The sequence below is a fragment of the Pedobacter frigiditerrae genome (assembly GCF_004331645.1).
Lineage (GTDB): Bacteria > Bacteroidota > Bacteroidia > Sphingobacteriales > Sphingobacteriaceae > Pedobacter > Pedobacter frigiditerrae.
Genome location: NZ_SJSK01000002.1, coordinates 946836 through 965779, shown reverse-complemented (window position 1 = coordinate 965779; position 18944 = coordinate 946836). Strand labels below are relative to the sequence as shown.

The window sequence follows — 18944 nt, the reverse complement described above, 5'->3', positions numbered from 1 at the left end:
ACTAAATGCCATTCTAGAGATTACCCATTAGTCATCCGATGAACCTTTTATGGTCTGTTATATTCATCGGATGACAATAGTTCACTCGGTCATCCAATAAGTATAAAGCTACCTGCCAATCTCATCGGACGACTACTAAATGCCATTCTGGTGATTACCCATTAGTCATCCGATGAACCGTTCATGGTCTGTTATATTCATCGGATGGCAAGACTTCTTTTTTCTCTCCCACCAGATTTTCATCGAGAAATCACTAAAAGTGGGACAAAATGGAGAAAAGTAATATGTTGAAAACTTTTTGTGGTAGAATGTGGGGATTTGTGGTAGAAGTATTTATTTTTACACTACATAAAAAGTGTTGGTGGTAAAATGATTCAGCTAATAGGAGAATTTGATTGTAAGTTAGATGCGAAGGGACGCTTGATGGTGCCTTCGAATCTAAAAAAGCAATTGCCTAGTGTAGAGCAAGACGGCTTGGTCGTGAATCGTGGTTTCGAAAAACACTTGGTTATTTATCCTAAAAAAGTTTACCAAGATATTGTTGCTGAGCTAAGTAAGCTTAATCAATACGAGAAAAAAACAAGAGACTTTATCCGTTTTTTTACTCGCGGTGCAACAGAATTAAGTTTAGATGCTTCTGGCAGGGTGCTTTTGCCGAAATCTTTATTAGAGTTTGCTGGTATTAATGCAGATGTGGTTTTAGCTTGCCAGTTTGATAAAATTGAAGTTTGGGATAAGGCTGCTTATGATGATTTGTTGGACAATGAGCCAGATAACTTCGCCAATCTTGCGGAAGAAGTGATGGGAAATAAAAATAGGAGGGAAGAAGATGGAAGATAGTTATCATGTTCCTGTCCTGTTGCAAGAATGTATTGATGGATTGAATATTAATCCTTCTGGCGTATATGTTGATGTTACTTTTGGTGGCGGTGGTCACTCAAAAGAAATATTAAAAAAACTGGGCAAGGATGGTGTGCTGATTGCTTTTGATCAGGATCCGGATGCGCAAAGAAATAAAATTGATGATCCTCGTTTCGTATTTATCGATCAAAATTTTGGCTTTCTAAAAAACAACCTGCGTTTGCTGGGTTACAGAGCTGTTGATGGCATTTTAGCTGATTTGGGTGTTTCTTCTCATCAATTTAATGAACCTAGTCGTGGATTTTCTATTCGGTTTGATGCTGATTTAGACATGAGGATGGACAAACATCGTCCGTTGACTGCGGCTATCGTTTTAAATACTTATGCTGAAGATAAATTGCATAAAATCTTCGGTATTTATGGTGAGGTAAAAAATGCTAAATCATTAGCCGCAACTATTGTGGCTTCTCGCATGAACAAGCCGATAGCAACATTGGCGGATTTCAAAGCTATGATTGCGGCTCACATCCCGAAAGGAAAAGAGAATAAATACATGGCGCAGGTGTTTCAGGCATTGCGCATAGAGGTAAATGCAGAAATAGAGGTTTTAGAGAGTTTTTTGGAGCAAACAGCTGCTGTTTTAAAGCCGGGAGGCCGTTTGGTGGTCATGTCTTATCATTCATTGGAAGATAGGCCGGTTAAGAATTTTATTGCCAAAGGAAAATTTAGGGGTGAAGTAGAGAAGGATTTTTTTGGAAATGAGCAAAAGCCCTTTAAATCTATAACAAGAAAAGCGGTTATTGCTAATGATGAGGAGTTGGCTAGAAATAGCCGTGCTAGAAGTGCAAAATTAAGAGTTGGAGAAAGAATATGAATAACCAATTCAGAAAAAGGATAGAAGAGCAAGAGGAAGAATTGCGTGCCCAAAGGGAATTAGAAACTCCTGAAGAACCGAAAGTACCTAAAGAAGATGGGGCGGCAACTGCTTTTTTTAGAAAGTTGTTTACGGAAGGCGTGGTGAGTAAGGAATCGGCAACAGGAGTGTTGCCATATTTAATCTTCTTATGTGTGTTGGGGATGGTTTACATCGCTAATAGCCATATGGCAGTTAGAAATATACGTGATATAGATAGGTTAAATAAAGAAGTAAAAGAATTAAGCTGGGAATACAAATCGTTAAAAGCTGATTTGATGTTCAAAAGCAAACAAACTGAAGTAGAAGCAAAGGTTGACACTTTAGGTTTAAAAGCATTAATAGAACCACCAAAAAAAATAGTTGTATCAACGAATGAACATTAGAGCAAATATATTACTGCGTGTGTACTTAGCTTTCGGGTTAATTGTACTGTTCGCCTTTGCTGTATTGTTACGCTTAGGCGATGTTCAGTTTATCCAAGGCCATAAATGGAAAGCAATGGCTGATAGTCTTTCTACCAAAGAATTTGATATTGAAGCAGCCAGAGGGAATATTTATTCTGTTGATGGCAGTTTATTAGCTACTTCTGTTCCTGAATATGAATTAAGGATGGATATGTTGGCTGGAGGAATTCAGAAGGATGAAGTTTTTAATGGCAAGGTAGATTCTTTGGCAATGAAATTGTCTCAATTTTTTGGAGATAAAAGTGCGAAGGATTACTCAAGGTTTTTACGTAAAGCTAGACAAGACAGTTCTCGTTACGTGCTAATTAAGCGTAAAGTTACTTACCAGGATCTAAAAATCATTAGAAAATTCCCACTGTTCAATATCGGGAAATATACTGGGGGTTTAATGGCTATTCAGCAGAATAAACGCATTTTGCCATTTAAAGACCTAGCTCAAAGAACAATTGGCTATTTAAACGAGAATGTAAAAAATCCAGTTGGATTAGAAGGTGCTTACGGAAATTACATTAACGGGGAGAGTGGTAAACAAATCATGCAGCGGATTAGTGGTGGTGTGTGGATTCCCGTTAACAACGAAGCAGAGGTTGCGCCTAAGGATGGAGCTGATATCATTTCAACAATTGATATCAATATGCAAGACTTAGCCCAAAATGCATTAAAAGAAGGATTGATAAGAAGTAAGGCGCATCATGGGGCAGTAATTGTAATGGAAGTTGCCACTGGCGAAGTTAGAGCTGTTGCCAATTATACTAGGGTTGAAGAGGGTGTTTATAAAGAGAACTTTAATTATGCAATTGCGGGTAATCAAGACCCTGGATCTACTTTCAAATTAGCTTCTTATATGGCTTTGTTGGAAGATAAAATGGTTGACACCAATACATTAATTGGAACAGAAAATTATAGACTGCCAGGTGGACATACGATAAAAGACTCTCACGGAAGTATTGGTACGGTAACGGTGAAAAGAGCTTTTGAGCAATCTTCAAACTCTGCTGTAGCTCAGCTGATCAATAAGCATTATGGTAACAACCCTATAAAATTCACGAATCACTTATATGATTGGCACCTCAATGAAAAAATGAAATTGCAGATTAGTGGAGAGGCACAGCCAGTTGTTAAAAACCCTAAAACCAATAAAAGCTGGAATAAGAACATGACCTTGCCGCAAATGGCTTATGGTTATGAAATGCAATTAACCCCATTAAAATTACTTTCATTTTATAATGCAGTAGCTAACAATGGAAAATATTTAGCGCCAATTTTTGTAAAGGAAATTAGAAGATTGGGCAATCCTATTGAGCAATTTAAAGCACGTGTGATAAATGAAAAAATTTGTTCTGATGAAACTTTAAGTAAGATTAAGAGCATGTTAGAGGGAGTAGTTTTAAATGGTAGTGGGAAACAGATTGTATATAATCCATTGTACCAAATTGCAGGTAAAACGGGTACTGCTCAGGTTGCTGATGATAATTTAGGTTATAAAGCTAAAAAGCAATATCAAGCCTCTTTTGTTGGTTATTTTCCGGCAGAAAAACCTAAATATTCTATGATTGTAGTAATTAACGACCCTATAGGCGAGTATTATGGTGCATTGGTTTCTGGTCCTGTGTTTAGAAAAATTGCAGACCGCATTTATGCTGGCGATGTGACCATGTATAACAGTGTGAAACAAAACATGGTGGGTAATACAACTGCACCAGAAGCTAAAGCTGGGCAAAGCAAAGCTACCAAACAAGTTTATAATGCTTTTGGAATTAAAGCACTTTACGCTGCAAAATCAGCATATTTTAACTCTGCTGATACCAGTAATGGAATAGCATACGAAGAAAATACACCTACAAAAGGGGTGATGCCAAATATTAAAGGAATGGGTTTAAAAGATGCCATGTATTTAGTAGGCAATGCTGGCTTAAAGGCCAGAGTTAAAGGAAGTGGAAAAGTAATCAACCAATCTATTTTGCCAGGAAGTAGAATTGGTAAAGGATTAATGGTAGAAATAGAATTAAATTAAATGCAGTTACAAGATTTACTTTACGGTGTATCAATTAAAAGCTTAACAGACAAACCTAATCAAGAGGTTGCTAGTTTGGCTTTTGACTCTCGTCAGGTAAAACCAGATACCTTATTTTTTGCCATAAAAGGAACAGCAGTAGATGGTCATCAATACATTGAACAAACTATTACTGCAGGTGCAACTGTAGTTGTTTGTGAAACTTTACCAACTGATTTAACTGAAGGTGTTACTTATGTAGAAGTTCAAAATTCGTCAGTCGCCTTAGGAATTGTAGCTAGTAATTTTTACGGAAATCCTTCTTCAAAATTGAAGATAATTGGTATTACTGGTACCAATGGGAAAACGACTATTGCTACGCTTTTATTCCAATTGTTTCGGGAGTTGGGCTACAATGTTGGGTTAATATCAACAGTACAAAATCACATTAACGATGATATTATTCCGGCAACCCATACCACACCAAATCCAATTGCCTTAAATTCTTTATTGCAAGACATGGTGCAAGCGAAATGTGAGTATGGTTTTATGGAAGTAAGTTCTCATGCGGTAGTTCAACATCGCATTGCGGGATTAACTTTTGCTGGAGGTGTGTTTTCTAATATTACACATGACCATTTAGATTTTCATAAAACATTTGATAGCTACTTAAAAGCTAAAAAAGAGTTTTTTGATAACCTGCCTAAATCATCATTTGCCTTAACGAATGCTGATGATAAAAACGGTATGGTAATGCTGCAAAATACAAAGGCAAGTAAAAAGACTTATGCCTTAAAACAGATGGCAGATTTTAAAGCAAAAATCATTGAGAATAAATTCAGCGGCTTAAACTTAAACGTTGATGACATTGATGTTTTCTTTAAAATGGTTGGTTCATTTAATGCTTATAACTTATTAGCCGCGTATGGTACTGCCATTTTGTTGGGCGAAGATAAATTAAATGTGTTAACCATCTTAAGCACATTAGCAGGGGCTGAAGGAAGATTTGATTATACCGTTTCTAAACAAGGCATTATCGGAATAGTTGATTATGCGCATACACCAGATGCGGTTCAAAATGTTTTAAGCACTATAGCTAACATTAGAAAAGGAACTGAACAGGTAATTACGGTTTTAGGTTGTGGTGGTGACAGGGATAAAACTAAACGCCCAATCATGGCACAAGTAGCTAGTGATTGGAGTGACAAAGTAATCCTTACCTCTGATAATCCTAGAACTGAAAATCCGCAACAAATTATTGCTGAAATGGAAAAAGGAGTTTCTCCAACTAACCAAAGGAAAACCTTGAGCATTTTAGATAGAAAAGAAGCAATTAAAACTGCTTGTCACATCGCCAAACCTGGAGATATTATCCTGGTTGCTGGAAAGGGACATGAAAAATACCAAGAAATTAATGGCGTTAGACATCATTTTGACGATAAAGAAGTGTTAACCGAACAACTAAACTTAATCAACTAATGTTATATTTATTATTCGAATATCTGCATAAGCACTATGATTTTCCGGGATTAAGGTTGTTCCAATACTTAACTTTTAGGTCATCGCTCTCTATTGTACTTTCTTTAATAATCACAACGGTTTATGGCCGCAGGTTAATTGATTATTTACATAGCAAACAAGTTGGAGAGCCAGTAAGAAATCTAGGATTGGAAGGACAAATGCAAAAACAGGGTACACCTACAATGGGTGGTATCATCATCTTGTTAGGTATTCTAATTCCAACTTTATTATTTGCAAACATTACAAATGTTTATGTAATTCTCATGATTATTACCACGTTGTGGATGGGTGCAGTGGGTTTTTTAGATGATTATATCAAAGTTTTTAAAAAAAACAAGGAAGGTTTAGCTGGTCGTTTTAAAGTAGTTGGTCAAGTTGGTTTAGCCATTATTGTAGGCTTAACCATGTATTTTCACCCTAGTATTGTAGTGAGACAAACAGTTGATGATACTACTGTTGCCTCAAACAAGGTGCCAATGGTATTGAGGCAAAAAGCAGAAGATAAAAGTTATTACTATACTCAAGATGTAAAATCTACCAAAAGTAATTTCCCTTTTTACAAGAAGAATGAATTTGATTACGCTAAGGTGCTTAAATTTTTAGGCCCTGGATATGAAAAATATGCATTTATTGTATTTCTTGCCTTTGTTATCATTATAGTAACTGCGGTTTCTAACGGTGCCAATTTAACCGATGGAATAGACGGTTTGGCTACGGGAACATCCGCCATCATAGGTGTTACACTCGGAATTCTGGCTTACGTTTCTGGTAACACGGTAATTGCAGATTACCTGAATATCATGTATATCCCTAATTCTGGTGAGCTCATCATTTTTGCTGGTGCATTTGTAGGAGCTTGCGTTGGTTTCTTATGGTATAATTCTTATCCAGCCCAAATTTTTATGGGTGATACAGGAAGTTTAACAATTGGAGGTATCATCGCTGTATTTGCAATTATGATTCGTAAAGAATTATTAATTCCAGTTTTATGTGGTGTTTTCTTAGTCGAAGTTTTATCAGTAACACTTCAGGTAAGTTATTTTAAATACACTAAAAAACGATTTGGTGAAGGCAGAAGAATTTTCTTAATGTCTCCATTACATCATCATTATCAGAAAAAGGGTTACCACGAAGCAAAAATTGTAACTCGTTTCTGGATTATAGGCATCATGCTGGCAATCATCACATTCGTTACTTTAAAACTACGCTAAATGGAAACACAGAGAGTAGTAATTCTTGGAGCAGGCGAAAGCGGAGTAGGCGCAGCAATGTTGGCGCAAAAACAAGGTTTTGATGTTTTTGTATCAGATTTTGGTGGCATTGCAGACCGTTATAAAGCTGCTTTGCAGGAGTTGAATATCTCTTTTGAAGAAAAACAGCACACTAGTGAATTGATATTAAATGCTAACGAAGTAATTAAAAGCCCAGGAATACCAACTATTGCTCCAATAGTTAAGGCATTGGTAAAAAAGAACATTCCAGTAATCTCAGAAATTGAGTTTGCTAAAAGATATACTAAAGCTAAAACCATTTGTATTACAGGTTCAAATGGTAAATCCACTACCACCATGTTAACTTATCACATCTTAAAAAATGCAGGTATTAATGTTGGTTTAGGCGGAAATATAGGTCAGAGTTTTGCGGCTCAAGTAGCTACAACTGAATTTGATTGGTATGTTTTAGAGATATCAAGCTTTATGCTAGATGATATGTTTGATTTTAAGGCAGATATAGCCGTACTGTTAAATATTACACCCGATCATTTAGATCGTTATGATTATAAATTAGAAAACTATGCTGCATCAAAAATGCGCATTGTTCAGAACCAAACCGCTAATGATTTCTTCATCTATTGTGCAGATGATGAAGAAACAACCAAATCATTAGGCAAAACGAAAATTGCAGCTAAGCAATATCCTTTTTCTATCCGTAAGAAAATAGAGGAAGGTGCTTATTTAGAAGATACTACCATACACATCAACACACACCCTAAAGAACAATTAACCATGTCAATTTCAGAGTTAGCCTTGCAAGGCAAGCACAACATTTACAACTCTATGGCTTCGGGCATAGTAGCTAAAGTATTAGAGTTACGTAATGAAACCATCCGCGAAAGCATGGGTAACTTTAAGAATATTGAGCATAGGTTAGAATTTGTAGCCAAAATTTCTGATGTGACATATATTAATGATTCTAAGGCAACGAATGTTAATTCTACTTGGTACGCATTAGAAAGTGTGGCGCCAGATGTGGTTTTAATCATGGGTGGTGTAGACAAAGGGAATGATTATGATATGCTTAAGGATTTGGTGCGCAGTAAAGTTAAAGCCATTGTGTGTATGGGCAAAGACAACAAACGTATCCATGAAGCTTTTGAGGATGATGTAGAAATTATTGTAAATACATTTTCTGCAAATGAAGCAGTGCAAGTTGCATATCATTTAGCTAAAAAGGGCAATACAGTATTGTTATCTCCGGCTTGTGCAAGTTTCGATTTATTTAAAAACTACGAGGATAGAGGCAATCAATTTAAAGCAGCAGTAAAAGAATTATAAAATGTTTAATATCAATGCACTTCTAGAAAGAACCAAGGGAGACAGATGGATTTGGCTGATCATTATCATGCTATCTCTAGTTTCTATCATGGCGGTTTATAGCGCAACAGGTGCAATTGCCTATAAAAAAGGAATTACCGTAGAAAAATACTTGCTTTATAAACACATTATTTTTGTGCTTTTAGGTATTGGGATGATTTATATAGCACACTTGCTAGATTATAAATATTATTCGGGTATCTCTAAAATATTAATGATTATAACCATTCCTTTATTGTTTTATACTTTAATATTTGGTAGTAGTATTAATGAAGCATCTAGGTGGGTTAAGATTCCAGTTATCGGCTTAACTTTCCAGACTTCCGATTTGGCAAAATTGGCCTTGATTACGTTCTTGGCTAGAATGTTAACCAAAAAACAAGAAAACATTAAGGATGTAAAAAACTCATTCATTCCTATCATGGGCTCTGTGTGTGTGGTATTCGTATTAATTGCATTAGCTAATTTATCAACAGCGTTGATGTTATTTGGTGTAAGTATCTTGTTGTTAATTATTGGTCGTATTAGCATTAAACAAATTGCAATGGTTTGTGCAGGTGGAATTGTATTGTTAATGCTTGTTGTATTTTTTGGTCCAAGAAAAGAAACCTACATATCTCGTGTCAATGCATTTATGCATCCAGAATTACAACATTCTGATAAAACATACCAGTCTGACCATTCTAAGATAGCTTTGGCAACTGGCGGATTATTTGGTAAAGGTCCAGGGAATAGCACCGAGCGTAACTTCTTACCACACCCTTATTCTGATTTTATTTTTGCCATTATTATTGAAGAATATGGTACGGTAGGCGGATTAGCGATTGTGATGTTATACCTGGTTTTACTTTACCGATGTGTGCGAATTGTAACTCGAAGTCCGAAGGCATTTGGCGCGCTGCTCGCAGCTGGTTTGAGTTTTAGCCTAACCATACAGGCCTTTGCTAACATGGCTGTTGCAGTTGGTTTGGGTCCGGTAACAGGTGTTCCCTTGCCATTGGTTAGCATGGGAGGTACATCAATGATATTTACAAGTATAGCTTTTGGCATTATATTAAGTGTAAGCCGAGACGTTGAAGAATATAGTACAAAAAAAGATAAGGTTATTGTAGGAGAGATTCCTGCAATGGCATAATTTTCACCACAAAAGGAACAAAAGAACACAGAAGCATTAATATAAATGATAATTAGCAAGACATATCTTAAAGACCTTACTTATCAAGTTAATGGAGCAGCCATTGAAGTGCATAAGGCTTTAGGTGTGGGTTTGTTAGAGAGTACGTATCATAAATGTATGAGTTTTGAACTTGCGCTTAGGGGAATTTCTTTTCAAACAGAAATGATAGTTCCTGTTCATTACAAAGGAATGGATATTGATACAAACCTTCGATGTGATTTATTTATTGAAAATATTTTGGTTATTGAATTAAAGGCAGTAGAAAAGGTTATGCCTATTCATGAAGTACAAATCATTACTTATATGAAATTATTAAGCTCGCCAAAAGGGATTATTTACAATTTTAATACAGTGAATTTATATGCCGAAGGACAAAAAACTTATGTAAACGATTTTTATAGAAACATACCAGAATAATATTAACCGCAAAGGAACAAAATAATTCATAAGCAATATTTATGGGTAAAGAATTGACAATTAAAAAGTATAAAAGACTTTTGTTCACTATTGTGTCTTTTGTGGTTAAAAGAGATTAAAAAATAGAATAAAGAAACAAACAAATAAACACCCAGTCTTCAAGAGCTTCTCTATTTAGAGAGGCTTTGAAAAGGCTAAGCAAAATTAACAATGAATAATTTCCCAAAAATTATCATATCTGGAGGTGGCACAGGCGGGCATATATTTCCCGCCGTTGCCATAGCCAATGCCTTAAAAAGCATTTCGCCTAATTGCGAGATTCTTTTTGTTGGTGCAGTGGGAAGAATGGAAATGGAAAAAGTTCCTGCCGCTGGATATAAGATTGTGGGTTTAAATATCAGTGGAATTCAAAGAGGCTCTATTTTAAAGAATTTAGGATTACCCTTTAAGGTAATATCTAGTGTGCACAAGGCAATGAAATTGATTTCAGATTTTAAACCTGATGCAGTGGTTGGTGTTGGTGGGTTTGCTTCTGGACCATTATTATATGCAGCATCCTTAAAAAAGATACCTTATTTGATACAAGAACAAAATTCTTACGCTGGCATAACTAACAAGTTATTGGGTAGGGGAGCAGCTAGAGTTTGTGTGGCTTTTGATGGGATGGAACAATTTTTCCCAGCAGATAAAATATTAAAAACAGGAAACCCAGTTAGAACAAACATAGTTGATATTAAAGATAAACATTTTGCAGGTGCGGAGTTATTAAAACTAGACCCTTTAAAGAAAATCATATTAGTTACGGGTGGTAGCTTAGGTGCAAGAACTTTAAATAAAAGCATAGAGAAACATTTGGCAGAAATCATCGCACAAGATGTGCAAGTGGTATGGCAAACTGGAAAATTTTATTATAATGAAATCATAGAAAGGTTAGGTACTTATCATCCTAATGTGGTGATTTTAGAATTTTTGAATAAAATGGATTTGGCTTATGCAGCTGCTGATATAATCATTTCAAGAGCAGGTGCAGGAACTATTGCAGAACTTTGTTTAATTAGAAAACCTGTGATTTTGGTGCCTTCGCCAAATGTAGCAGAAGACCACCAAACTAAAAATGCAGTGGCTTTGGTTAAAAATGATGCAGCTATTTTAATTAACGACCGTTCGGCAGAAGATACTTTGGTTTTTGAAGCTTTAAAGTTATTACAGGACAAGGAACGTTGTAAAACATTAAGTGAAAATATAGGTAAAATGGCATTGCAAGATGCGGATATAGTTATTGCAAAGGAAGTGTTGAAGTTGGTAAAATAGAATTGAGAATAGCGTATTGAGTAGTGAGAAAGCTCCTCATCGCAATATTAAAAAGATATAAATAAGAGACGTTTTTGGATTTTGGCTTAGGTATCTAGTCGCAATTCGCACGTCTCAATACACAATACTAATATGGAGTTAAGTAAAATAAATAGAGTTTATTTCGTAGGTATCGGTGGCATCGGTATGAGTGCGCTTGCTCGTTATTTTGCGAAACGTGGAGTAGTGGTTTGTGGGTATGATAAAACCAGAACCAATTTAACTATCGAGTTAGAACATGAAGGAATTCTAGTTACCTATTTAGATGAAGAGTCTGCCGTGTCTATTTGTTTTCAAAAAAATCATGATGATACATTAGTTGTTTATACACCGGCTATCCCTAAAAATTCTAAGATTTTAAATCATTTTATAGCTAATGGTTTTAGCCTAAAAAAACGTTCAGAAGTTTTAGGAATTATAAGTGAAGGTATGTTTTGTATCGCTGTGGCAGGAACCCATGGCAAAACAACTACATCATCTATGATAGCCCATATCTTAACTGATACTGGCTTTGGTTGTACTGCATTTTTAGGGGGAATAACCAGTAATTACAACAGCAATGTTTTGTTCGGAAAGAACAATGTTGTAGTTGTAGAGGCTGATGAATATGACCGTTCATTTTTAACCCTTCATCCCGATGTTGCCGTAGTAACTTCTATGGATGCAGACCATTTGGATATTTATGGGGATGAAAGTCATTTGCATGAATCATTTCATCTGTTTGCCAATCAGTTAAAAGCCGATGGGAAGTTATTTGTAAAAGATGGTTTGCCTTTAAATGGAATAACCTATAGTGCCAACTCAAATTCTGCTTTAGTTGCTAGCAATATCCATGTAGAAAATGGAAATTTTGTTTTCGATTTTAGTGATGGGTATACCTCCATCAAAGATTTAAACTTGGCAATGCCAGGTAAACACAATGTAGAGAATGCCGTTGCTGCCGTTGGTGTGGCACTAAGTTTAGGTATTCATCCTAAAAGTATAAAAAAAGCGGTAGCATCTTTTAAAGGTGTAAAACGTAGGTTTGAAACATTGGTTAATACACCAGCGCATATCTATATTGATGATTATGCGCATCATCCAGAAGAATTAAGAGCTTGTTTTGACGCGGTTAGACAATTACATCCTGATAAGAAATTAACAGTGATTTTCCAGCCGCATTTATTTACAAGAACCCGTGATTTTGCAGATGATTTTGCCAAGGTTTTAAGCACTGCTGATGACATTGTTTTGTTAGAGATTTATCCAGCTAGAGAATTACCTATTGAAGGCGTGAATTCACAAATGTTGTTAGGGAAAATTACTGCTGTTAATAAAGAGTTATGTGGAAAAGATTTAGCCGTAGAACTCATAAAGCGCAAAAACCCTGAACTGCTTTTAACAGTTGGTGCAGGAGATATAGATACTTTGATTGAACCATTAAAAAATGCCTTAAATCATGCTTAAGAGAATTAATTGGAAAGCGATTTTTAAAGGTTTTGCCTGGCTTACTTGCTTGGCAGGAATGGTGGTATTGATGAGTTTTATTGAAATTAAAAAGCAAACTGTTAAATGTACTAAAGTAGAAATACTAATTCCGGGGGCAGATAACTTTATAGAAAGAGAAGAAATAGATGTCATTTTAAAGCAAAGTCAAGGTGAATTAGTTGGTCGCAGTTTAGAAGAGATAAATATTCATCAGATTGAAAAATCATTAAAAGCAAATCCATATATCGCTTTTGCAAAAGTGTATATAGATATGGATGGACTGATTAAAATTGAGGTTAAGCAACGTGAACCAGTGCTAAGAATTTTGAATGCTGGTGGACAAGATTATTATATAGATAGCGATGGTTTAAAAATGCCAATGTCTCCAAATTTTACGGCTGATGTTTTGGTGGCAACGGGACATATCTTGGAAGGTTTTGGTGGCAAGGTTGATACCTTAATGACACCAATGGCTGGAGATTTGTATAAGACAGCCTTGTTTATTAAAAAGGATACCTTATGGAATGCTCAAATTGAGCAAATTTTTGTGAACGACAAAAGTGACATAGAATTAATACCTAGGGTTGGTAACCAAAGAATAGTTTTGGGTAATGCAGATTCGATAGCAACCAAAATGAGAAATCTATTGGCCTTTTACAAACAAGCAATGCCGCTTGTAGGTTGGGGTGCCTATAAAACAATTAACCTAAAATACATAAATCAAATTGTTTGTGAAAAGTATGATTCGTTACTGGTTAAAAAGACAGCAGTAGTTCCAATCGACACCAATGCTGTAGTGAAGAGTTCAGTTGATTCGGTTGTTCACTCCGTAATAGATGAAGAAATTAAGAAGGCAACGGCAGAAGCTCCAACGGTTAAAAAAACTGTAGTTAAACCAACTACATCACCTGCTGTTAGCAAGCCTGTGGTTGCAAAAGAAAAACCTGCTGAAAAGACACCTGCTAAGTTAACAGTAACAACGCCAACAAAAACAAATACAACAACCAAGGAAAAGATAAAACCTGTTGTTGCAACAAAAGATAAAACAGATACCAAGAAGAACAAATAATAGACTCAACAAAATTTAAAGTTATGGGCAAAGAAAAATCTACCATTCAATCTCCAATCGTAGTAGGATTAGATATTGGTACAACAAAGATTTGTGTTATTGTGGGGCGCAGAACACAACACGACAAAATTGAAGTTTTAGGAATAGGTAAAGCTGAATCCGCTGGGGTAACTCGTGGTGTGGTTTCAAATATCCAAAAAACAGTTCAAGGAATTGCCGCTGCAGTAGAATTGGCAAGTAGCCAATCTAATGTAGAAATTCGTGTAGTAAACGTTGGTATTGCTGGTCAGCATATCAAGAGTTTACAGCATCGTGGAATTTTAACTCGTAGAGAGTTGCAGAACGAAATTAGCAAGAAAGACATCGATAAATTGGTGGATGATATGTTTAAATTGGTGATGCCTCCAGGCGAAGAGATTATCCATGTATTACCTCAAGAATTTACAATTGATAATGAGCCAGGTATCAAAGACCCAATTGGTATGGCAGGCGTTCGTTTAGAAGCGAACTTCCATATTATCTCTGGTCAAGTTACGGCTGTTAAAAATATCATGCGTTGTGTAACCAACGCAGGTTTACAAACTCAAGAGTTAATTTTAGAACCACTTGCATCTTCAGAATCGGTGTTGAGCGACGAAGAAAAAGAAGCAGGTGTTTGTTTAGTTGATATAGGTGGTGGTACAACAGATATCGCTATTTTCCACGAAGGTATTATTCGCCATACAGCAGTTATCCCATTTGGTGGTAACAGCGTAACTGAAGATATTAGAGAAGGTTGTTCGGTAATGCGTAATCAAGCAGAGTTGTTAAAAACTCGTTTCGGTTCGGCATTGGCTGAAGAAAATAAAGAGAACGAAATCATTTGCGTACCAGGTTTACGTGGTAGAGAGCCAAAAGAAATTTCTGTAAAAAACTTAGCTTATGTAATCCAAGCCCGTATGGAAGAGATAGTTGAGCATGTTTACTATGAAATTAAATCTTCGGGCTATGAGAAAAAATTGATTGGCGGTGTAGTAATTACTGGTGGTGGAGCGTTATTAAAACATCTAAACCAATTGGTAGAGTACGTAACCGGATTGGATTGCCGCGTTGGTTATCCAAACGAACATTTGTCTAAGTACGAAGACATGGCCAAAAATGTTTATGATGACCTAAAAAGTCCAATGTATGCAACATCTGTTGGATTGTTAATTAAGGGAATTCAAAAAGCTGAAGAGTTGTTGGAAGAGATGAAACAACCAGGGGTGTTTGTTGAGCAGCCAACAGTGGCTAAAGAAAAAGTAAAACGTGCAGGTTTGTTTGATAAGCTACTTAAAAAAACCACAGATTTCATCAAGGATGATATGAATGTGAGTGATGAGGATTACATCAAACCGTAATATTTTTCCACAATTTGGGATTTTTCCACATTATTAACACTTGTGGAAAACGCCTGTTAAAAAAGTGTTAATATTACAAAAGAGATGAACAGAAAATTTCAATTTTTAAACAACTGATTCATAACGATATGAAGTTCGAAATGTTAAAAGATAAGTCATCAATCATCAAAGTAATTGGTGTTGGTGGCGGTGGAGGTAATGCGGTAAACCATATGTACCGTCAAGGAATTACTGGTGTAGACTTTATTATTTGTAATACTGATGCGCAAGCATTGGAGTTTAGCCCAATTCCTAACAAGGTACAATTAGGCGCTAGCTTAACTGAAGGTATGGGTGCAGGTGCTCAACCAGAGGTTGGTAAAAACTCTGCAATTGAAAATATCGACGACATCAAAGCGATGTTAGGTAGCACTACAAAAATGCTTTTCATTACAGCTGGTATGGGTGGTGGTACTGGTACAGGTGCTAGTCCAATTATTGCAAAAGCAGCAAAAGAGCTTGGTATTTTAACCGTGGCAATTATCACAACGCCATTTGCCTTTGAAGGTAAAAGACGTAAAATGCAAGCTGATGATGGAATGGAGGAGTTGAAAAAATACGTAGATTCTTATCTGGTTATTTCAAATGATAGGTTGCGTGAGATTTTTGGCAACTTAACCTTGGGTTCAGCTTTCGCACAGGCGGATGATATTTTAACAACAGCCGCTAAAGGCATTGCAGAAATCATCACAGTTCCTGGTTACATCAACGTTGATTTTAAAGATGTGAGCACTGTAATGAAAGACAGTGGTGTTTCTATCATGGGAAGTTTTTCTGCAGAAGGCGAAAACCGTGCTTTGGCTGCTGTAGAAGGTGCATTGGCATCTCCACTATTAAAAGATAACGAAATTGAAGGTGCTAGATACATCTTATTAAATATTAGTTCTGGTGTACGTGAAGTAACCATGGATGAGGTAACTATCATTACAGATTATATTCAAGATAAAGCAGGTCTTTCTGCTGATTTAATTTGGGGTAACTGTATTGACGAAGCTTTAGAAGACAGATTATCAGTTACTATTATCGCTACTGGTTTCCAAACCACCGAACAAAGAGCTAAAGACAGACAGAACGTAAAGAAAATCTCTTTATTAACTCCTGAAGAAGCTCCTCTAGTAAGGCCAGTTGAACCAGTTAACTCTTTTATTGAAGCTAAACCAGCGCCAGTAAGTACTGAGCCGGTTTTAAAAGTACAAGAAGACCAAAAGCAATCTGACTTATTTGGCGATTTATTTAATTTAAATAGAGCTCCAAAAGTTGAAGAGAAAGAAGCAGAAAATGCTACAATTGTACATCAATTAATAGAAGAAACTCCTGCTGCAGAACCGCAAGAATCTGGATTTGAATTTGAGGTTAAAGTATCAGAAACTGATTTTGTTTTTGAAACGCCAATTGCTCAATTTGATTTAGAAGAAGAAATTGAAACCGTTCCAGAGCCAGTTGCAGAAATAGAAGAAATTGGCTTGGATGATGATAAAAACGATGATTCAGTTGAAGACCAGTTGAAAAAATCTAGAGAGCGTATTTTAAGATTAAAGGATTTAAGCTTAAAATTACGTACTACAAATGGCTTACAAGAATTAGAAAATGAACCAGCTTACAAACGCAAACAAATGCAATTGCAACAAGTTCAACATTCTTCTGAGTCTCAAGTATCTAGATTTACGTTAAGTAATGATGAAGATGGTTCTACTGAGATTAGACCAAACAATTCATTCTTGCATGATAATGTTGACTAACAAATCAAACAAATAATTTAAAAGCCTTAACTATGAGAATTGTTAGGGCTTTTTCATATAGCCTAATAAGGTTGTTGGTTTGCTTGATGTATAGAAGTTAAAAGCCCACAGCGAGGAACGAGCGAGGACTTCTAACGGATAGCCCGCCCCTTGCATAGCGAGGGACCCGCCAAATTCAATTAACAGTTTCCAATTCTCGGTTCAGGGAGTGTTTTACGCCTTGTTAAATAGGGATTTTAACCTTAAATTTGCCGAACTAATAGAATAGATAACACTAAATATAATTACATTGGATATTTTCGAAAAACTAACGAAGCGCATGGGACCAATTGGGGAACATTTTGAATGGTCTCATGGATATTTTTCTTTTCCGAAATTAGAGGGAGAGATTGCACCACACATGAACTTTAGAGGCAAGGAGCATTTGGTTTGGAGTTTAAATAATTATTTAGGCTTAGCTAATCACCCTGAAGTTAGAAAAGCTGATGCGCAAGGAGCAGAGGATTTTGGTATGGCTTACCCGATGGGTGCACGTATGATGTCTGGAAACTCTAAATATCACGAACAATTAGAGCAAGAATTAGCTGATTTTGTTGGTAAGGAAGATGCTTTTGTGCTTAACTATGGTTATCAAGGTATGGTGTCGATAATTGATGCCTTGGTTGATAGGAAAGATGTTGTTGTTTATGATGGAGAATCTCACGCTTGTATTATAGATGGACTACGCCTACACATGGGTAAACGTTTTGTTTACAAACACAATGATATTGAGGATTGCCGTAAACAATTAGAAAGAGCAACCAAATTAGCAGCAGCTACTGGTGGTGGTATCTTAGTAATTACTGAAGGTGTTTTCGGAATGTCAGGCGCTCAAGGTAAGTTAAAAGAAATCATAGACCTTAAAAAAGACTTTAATTTCCGTTTGTTAATTGATGATGCACATGGTTTTGGTACAATGGGGCCAACTGGTGCTGGAACACACGAAGCACAAAACTGTATAGATGGGGTAGATGTTTATTTTGGAACGTTTGCTAAATCTATGGCTGGCATTGGAGGTTTCGTAGCTTCAACAAAAGATTTGACTAACTATTTTAGATATAACCTACGTTCTCAAACTTATGCTAAAGCATTGCCAATGCCTATGGTAATTGGTTTATTGAAACGTTTAGAGCTATTAAAAAATAATCCAGAATTAAGAGAGAAGCTTTGGAAGGTTGCTACAACTTTACAAAATGGCTTAAAAGAAAGAGGTTTTGACATTGGTGTTACTGATACAGTAGTTACTCCAGTTTTCTTAAAAGGAGAATTATTAGAGGCAACTGCCTTAACAATGGATTTACGTGAAAACTATGGTATTTTCTGTTCTATTGTGGTTTATCCGGTTATACCAAAGGGAATGATTGAGTTAAGACTTATTCCAACTGCAGTACATAGCATGGAAGATGTACAAAGAACGCTAGATGCGTTTAGTGAAGTGTCTGAGAAGTTGAAAAATGGTCATTATGCAAGCGCTAAAATACCAGTAACTTAAAAAATATAAAAGATGCCCTCAGTATACATTAGAAGGTGTTTTTATTTTAAAACATTGAAAACCAGCTTGTAAAGCTGGTTTTTTTGGTATGTACTTGTTTATAACCCACTTAAATGTGGAAAAAAACAGCTATTTGAGGCTTTTTTTATTTTCACAAAAATTTTTTTATTAAAATAAACATCTTACTTTAGTATTAGAGTATTAATCAAAACCTTAAAAAAAAACTAAAAGGAGTAATTAAAAAATGAAAAAATTTGAAGAAGTTAAAGCACTTGTTGCAGCTTTAGAAGCTGATGCAGACAAATTCTACAACAAAGCTAACAGCGCAGCTGGAACTCGTGTACGTAAAGGTATGCAAGACTTAAAAAACTTAGCTCAAGCAATTCGCTTAGAAGTTCAAGAGACTAAAAACAAAGCTTAATTAGCA

Annotated in this window: 16 protein-coding genes; all 16 read left to right on the top strand. The window is 35.9% G+C overall.

Features of this window, described 5'->3' with window-relative positions; all coding sequences use genetic code 11:
* Nucleotides 1-369: 369 nt before the first annotated feature.
* The 16 genes from mraZ (at nucleotide 370) to EZ428_RS10835 (ending at nucleotide 18938) form a co-directional block, all read left to right on the top strand.
* The gene (mraZ, locus tag EZ428_RS10910) at nucleotides 370-840 is read left to right on the top strand and encodes a division/cell wall cluster transcriptional repressor MraZ (RefSeq protein ID WP_131553172.1); all 471 of its coding nucleotides are present in this window, start codon (nucleotides 370-372) and stop codon (nucleotides 838-840) included.
* A complete protein-coding gene (gene rsmH, locus EZ428_RS10905) occupies nucleotides 830-1735 on the top strand; it encodes a 16S rRNA (cytosine(1402)-N(4))-methyltransferase RsmH (RefSeq protein WP_131553171.1) in 906 nt (301 codons plus the stop codon). Before mraZ ends, rsmH begins: the two co-directional genes overlap by 11 nt.
* A complete protein-coding gene (locus EZ428_RS10900) occupies nucleotides 1732-2160 on the top strand; it encodes an FtsL-like putative cell division protein (RefSeq protein WP_131553170.1) in 429 nt (142 codons plus the stop codon). Before rsmH ends, EZ428_RS10900 begins: the two co-directional genes overlap by 4 nt.
* Entirely contained in the window at nucleotides 2150-4255 is a 2106-nt protein-coding gene (locus EZ428_RS10895) for a penicillin-binding protein (RefSeq protein WP_131553169.1), read from the top strand. Before EZ428_RS10900 ends, EZ428_RS10895 begins: the two co-directional genes overlap by 11 nt.
* Entirely contained in the window at nucleotides 4256-5713 is a 1458-nt protein-coding gene (locus EZ428_RS10890) for a UDP-N-acetylmuramoyl-L-alanyl-D-glutamate--2,6-diaminopimelate ligase (RefSeq protein ID WP_131553168.1), read from the top strand.
* A complete protein-coding gene (gene mraY, locus EZ428_RS10885) occupies nucleotides 5713-6966 on the top strand; it encodes a phospho-N-acetylmuramoyl-pentapeptide-transferase (protein WP_131553167.1) in 1254 nt (417 codons plus the stop codon). The genes EZ428_RS10890 and mraY overlap by 1 nt, the downstream gene beginning before the upstream one ends.
* Nucleotides 6967-8310 (top strand): UDP-N-acetylmuramoyl-L-alanine--D-glutamate ligase, encoded by a 1344-nt coding sequence (murD, locus tag EZ428_RS10880; RefSeq protein ID WP_131553166.1) that lies wholly within the window; start codon nucleotides 6967-6969, stop codon nucleotides 8308-8310. It begins immediately after the preceding gene.
* 1 nt (nucleotide 8311) lies between these two features.
* Nucleotides 8312-9484 (top strand): FtsW/RodA/SpoVE family cell cycle protein, encoded by a 1173-nt coding sequence (locus EZ428_RS10875; RefSeq protein WP_131553165.1) that lies wholly within the window; start codon nucleotides 8312-8314, stop codon nucleotides 9482-9484.
* A 45-nt stretch (nucleotides 9485-9529) separates the two neighbouring features.
* On the top strand, nucleotides 9530-9943 hold the full coding sequence (locus EZ428_RS10870) for a GxxExxY protein (RefSeq protein WP_131553164.1): 414 nt from the start codon (nucleotides 9530-9532) through the stop codon (nucleotides 9941-9943).
* Nucleotides 9944-10153: 210 nt separating this feature from the next.
* Nucleotides 10154-11254, top strand: coding sequence for an undecaprenyldiphospho-muramoylpentapeptide beta-N-acetylglucosaminyltransferase (gene murG / locus EZ428_RS10865; protein ID WP_131553163.1), 1101 nt, complete (start codon nucleotides 10154-10156; stop codon nucleotides 11252-11254).
* A gap of 132 nt (nucleotides 11255-11386) precedes the next feature.
* Nucleotides 11387-12739 (top strand): UDP-N-acetylmuramate--L-alanine ligase, encoded by a 1353-nt coding sequence (murC, locus tag EZ428_RS10860; protein ID WP_131553162.1) that lies wholly within the window; start codon nucleotides 11387-11389, stop codon nucleotides 12737-12739.
* The gene (locus EZ428_RS10855) at nucleotides 12732-13829 is read left to right on the top strand and encodes a cell division protein FtsQ/DivIB (RefSeq protein WP_205945663.1); all 1098 of its coding nucleotides are present in this window, start codon (nucleotides 12732-12734) and stop codon (nucleotides 13827-13829) included. Before murC ends, EZ428_RS10855 begins: the two co-directional genes overlap by 8 nt.
* Nucleotides 13830-13852: 23 nt before the next feature.
* Nucleotides 13853-15208: a cell division protein FtsA gene (ftsA, locus tag EZ428_RS10850; RefSeq protein WP_131553161.1), complete on the top strand. Its 1356-nt coding sequence runs from the start codon at nucleotides 13853-13855 to the stop codon at nucleotides 15206-15208.
* Nucleotides 15209-15336: 128 nt separating this feature from the next.
* On the top strand, nucleotides 15337-16986 hold the full coding sequence (gene ftsZ, locus EZ428_RS10845; RefSeq protein ID WP_131553160.1) for a cell division protein FtsZ: 1650 nt from the start codon (nucleotides 15337-15339) through the stop codon (nucleotides 16984-16986).
* A gap of 289 nt (nucleotides 16987-17275) precedes the next feature.
* Complete coding sequence (locus EZ428_RS10840) at nucleotides 17276-18517, top strand: aminotransferase class I/II-fold pyridoxal phosphate-dependent enzyme (RefSeq protein WP_131553159.1); 1242 nt, start codon at nucleotides 17276-17278, stop codon at nucleotides 18515-18517.
* 244 nt (nucleotides 18518-18761) lie between these two features.
* Nucleotides 18762-18938 (top strand): histone H1, encoded by a 177-nt coding sequence (locus EZ428_RS10835; protein WP_131553158.1) that lies wholly within the window; start codon nucleotides 18762-18764, stop codon nucleotides 18936-18938.
* Nucleotides 18939-18944 lie beyond the last annotated feature (6 nt).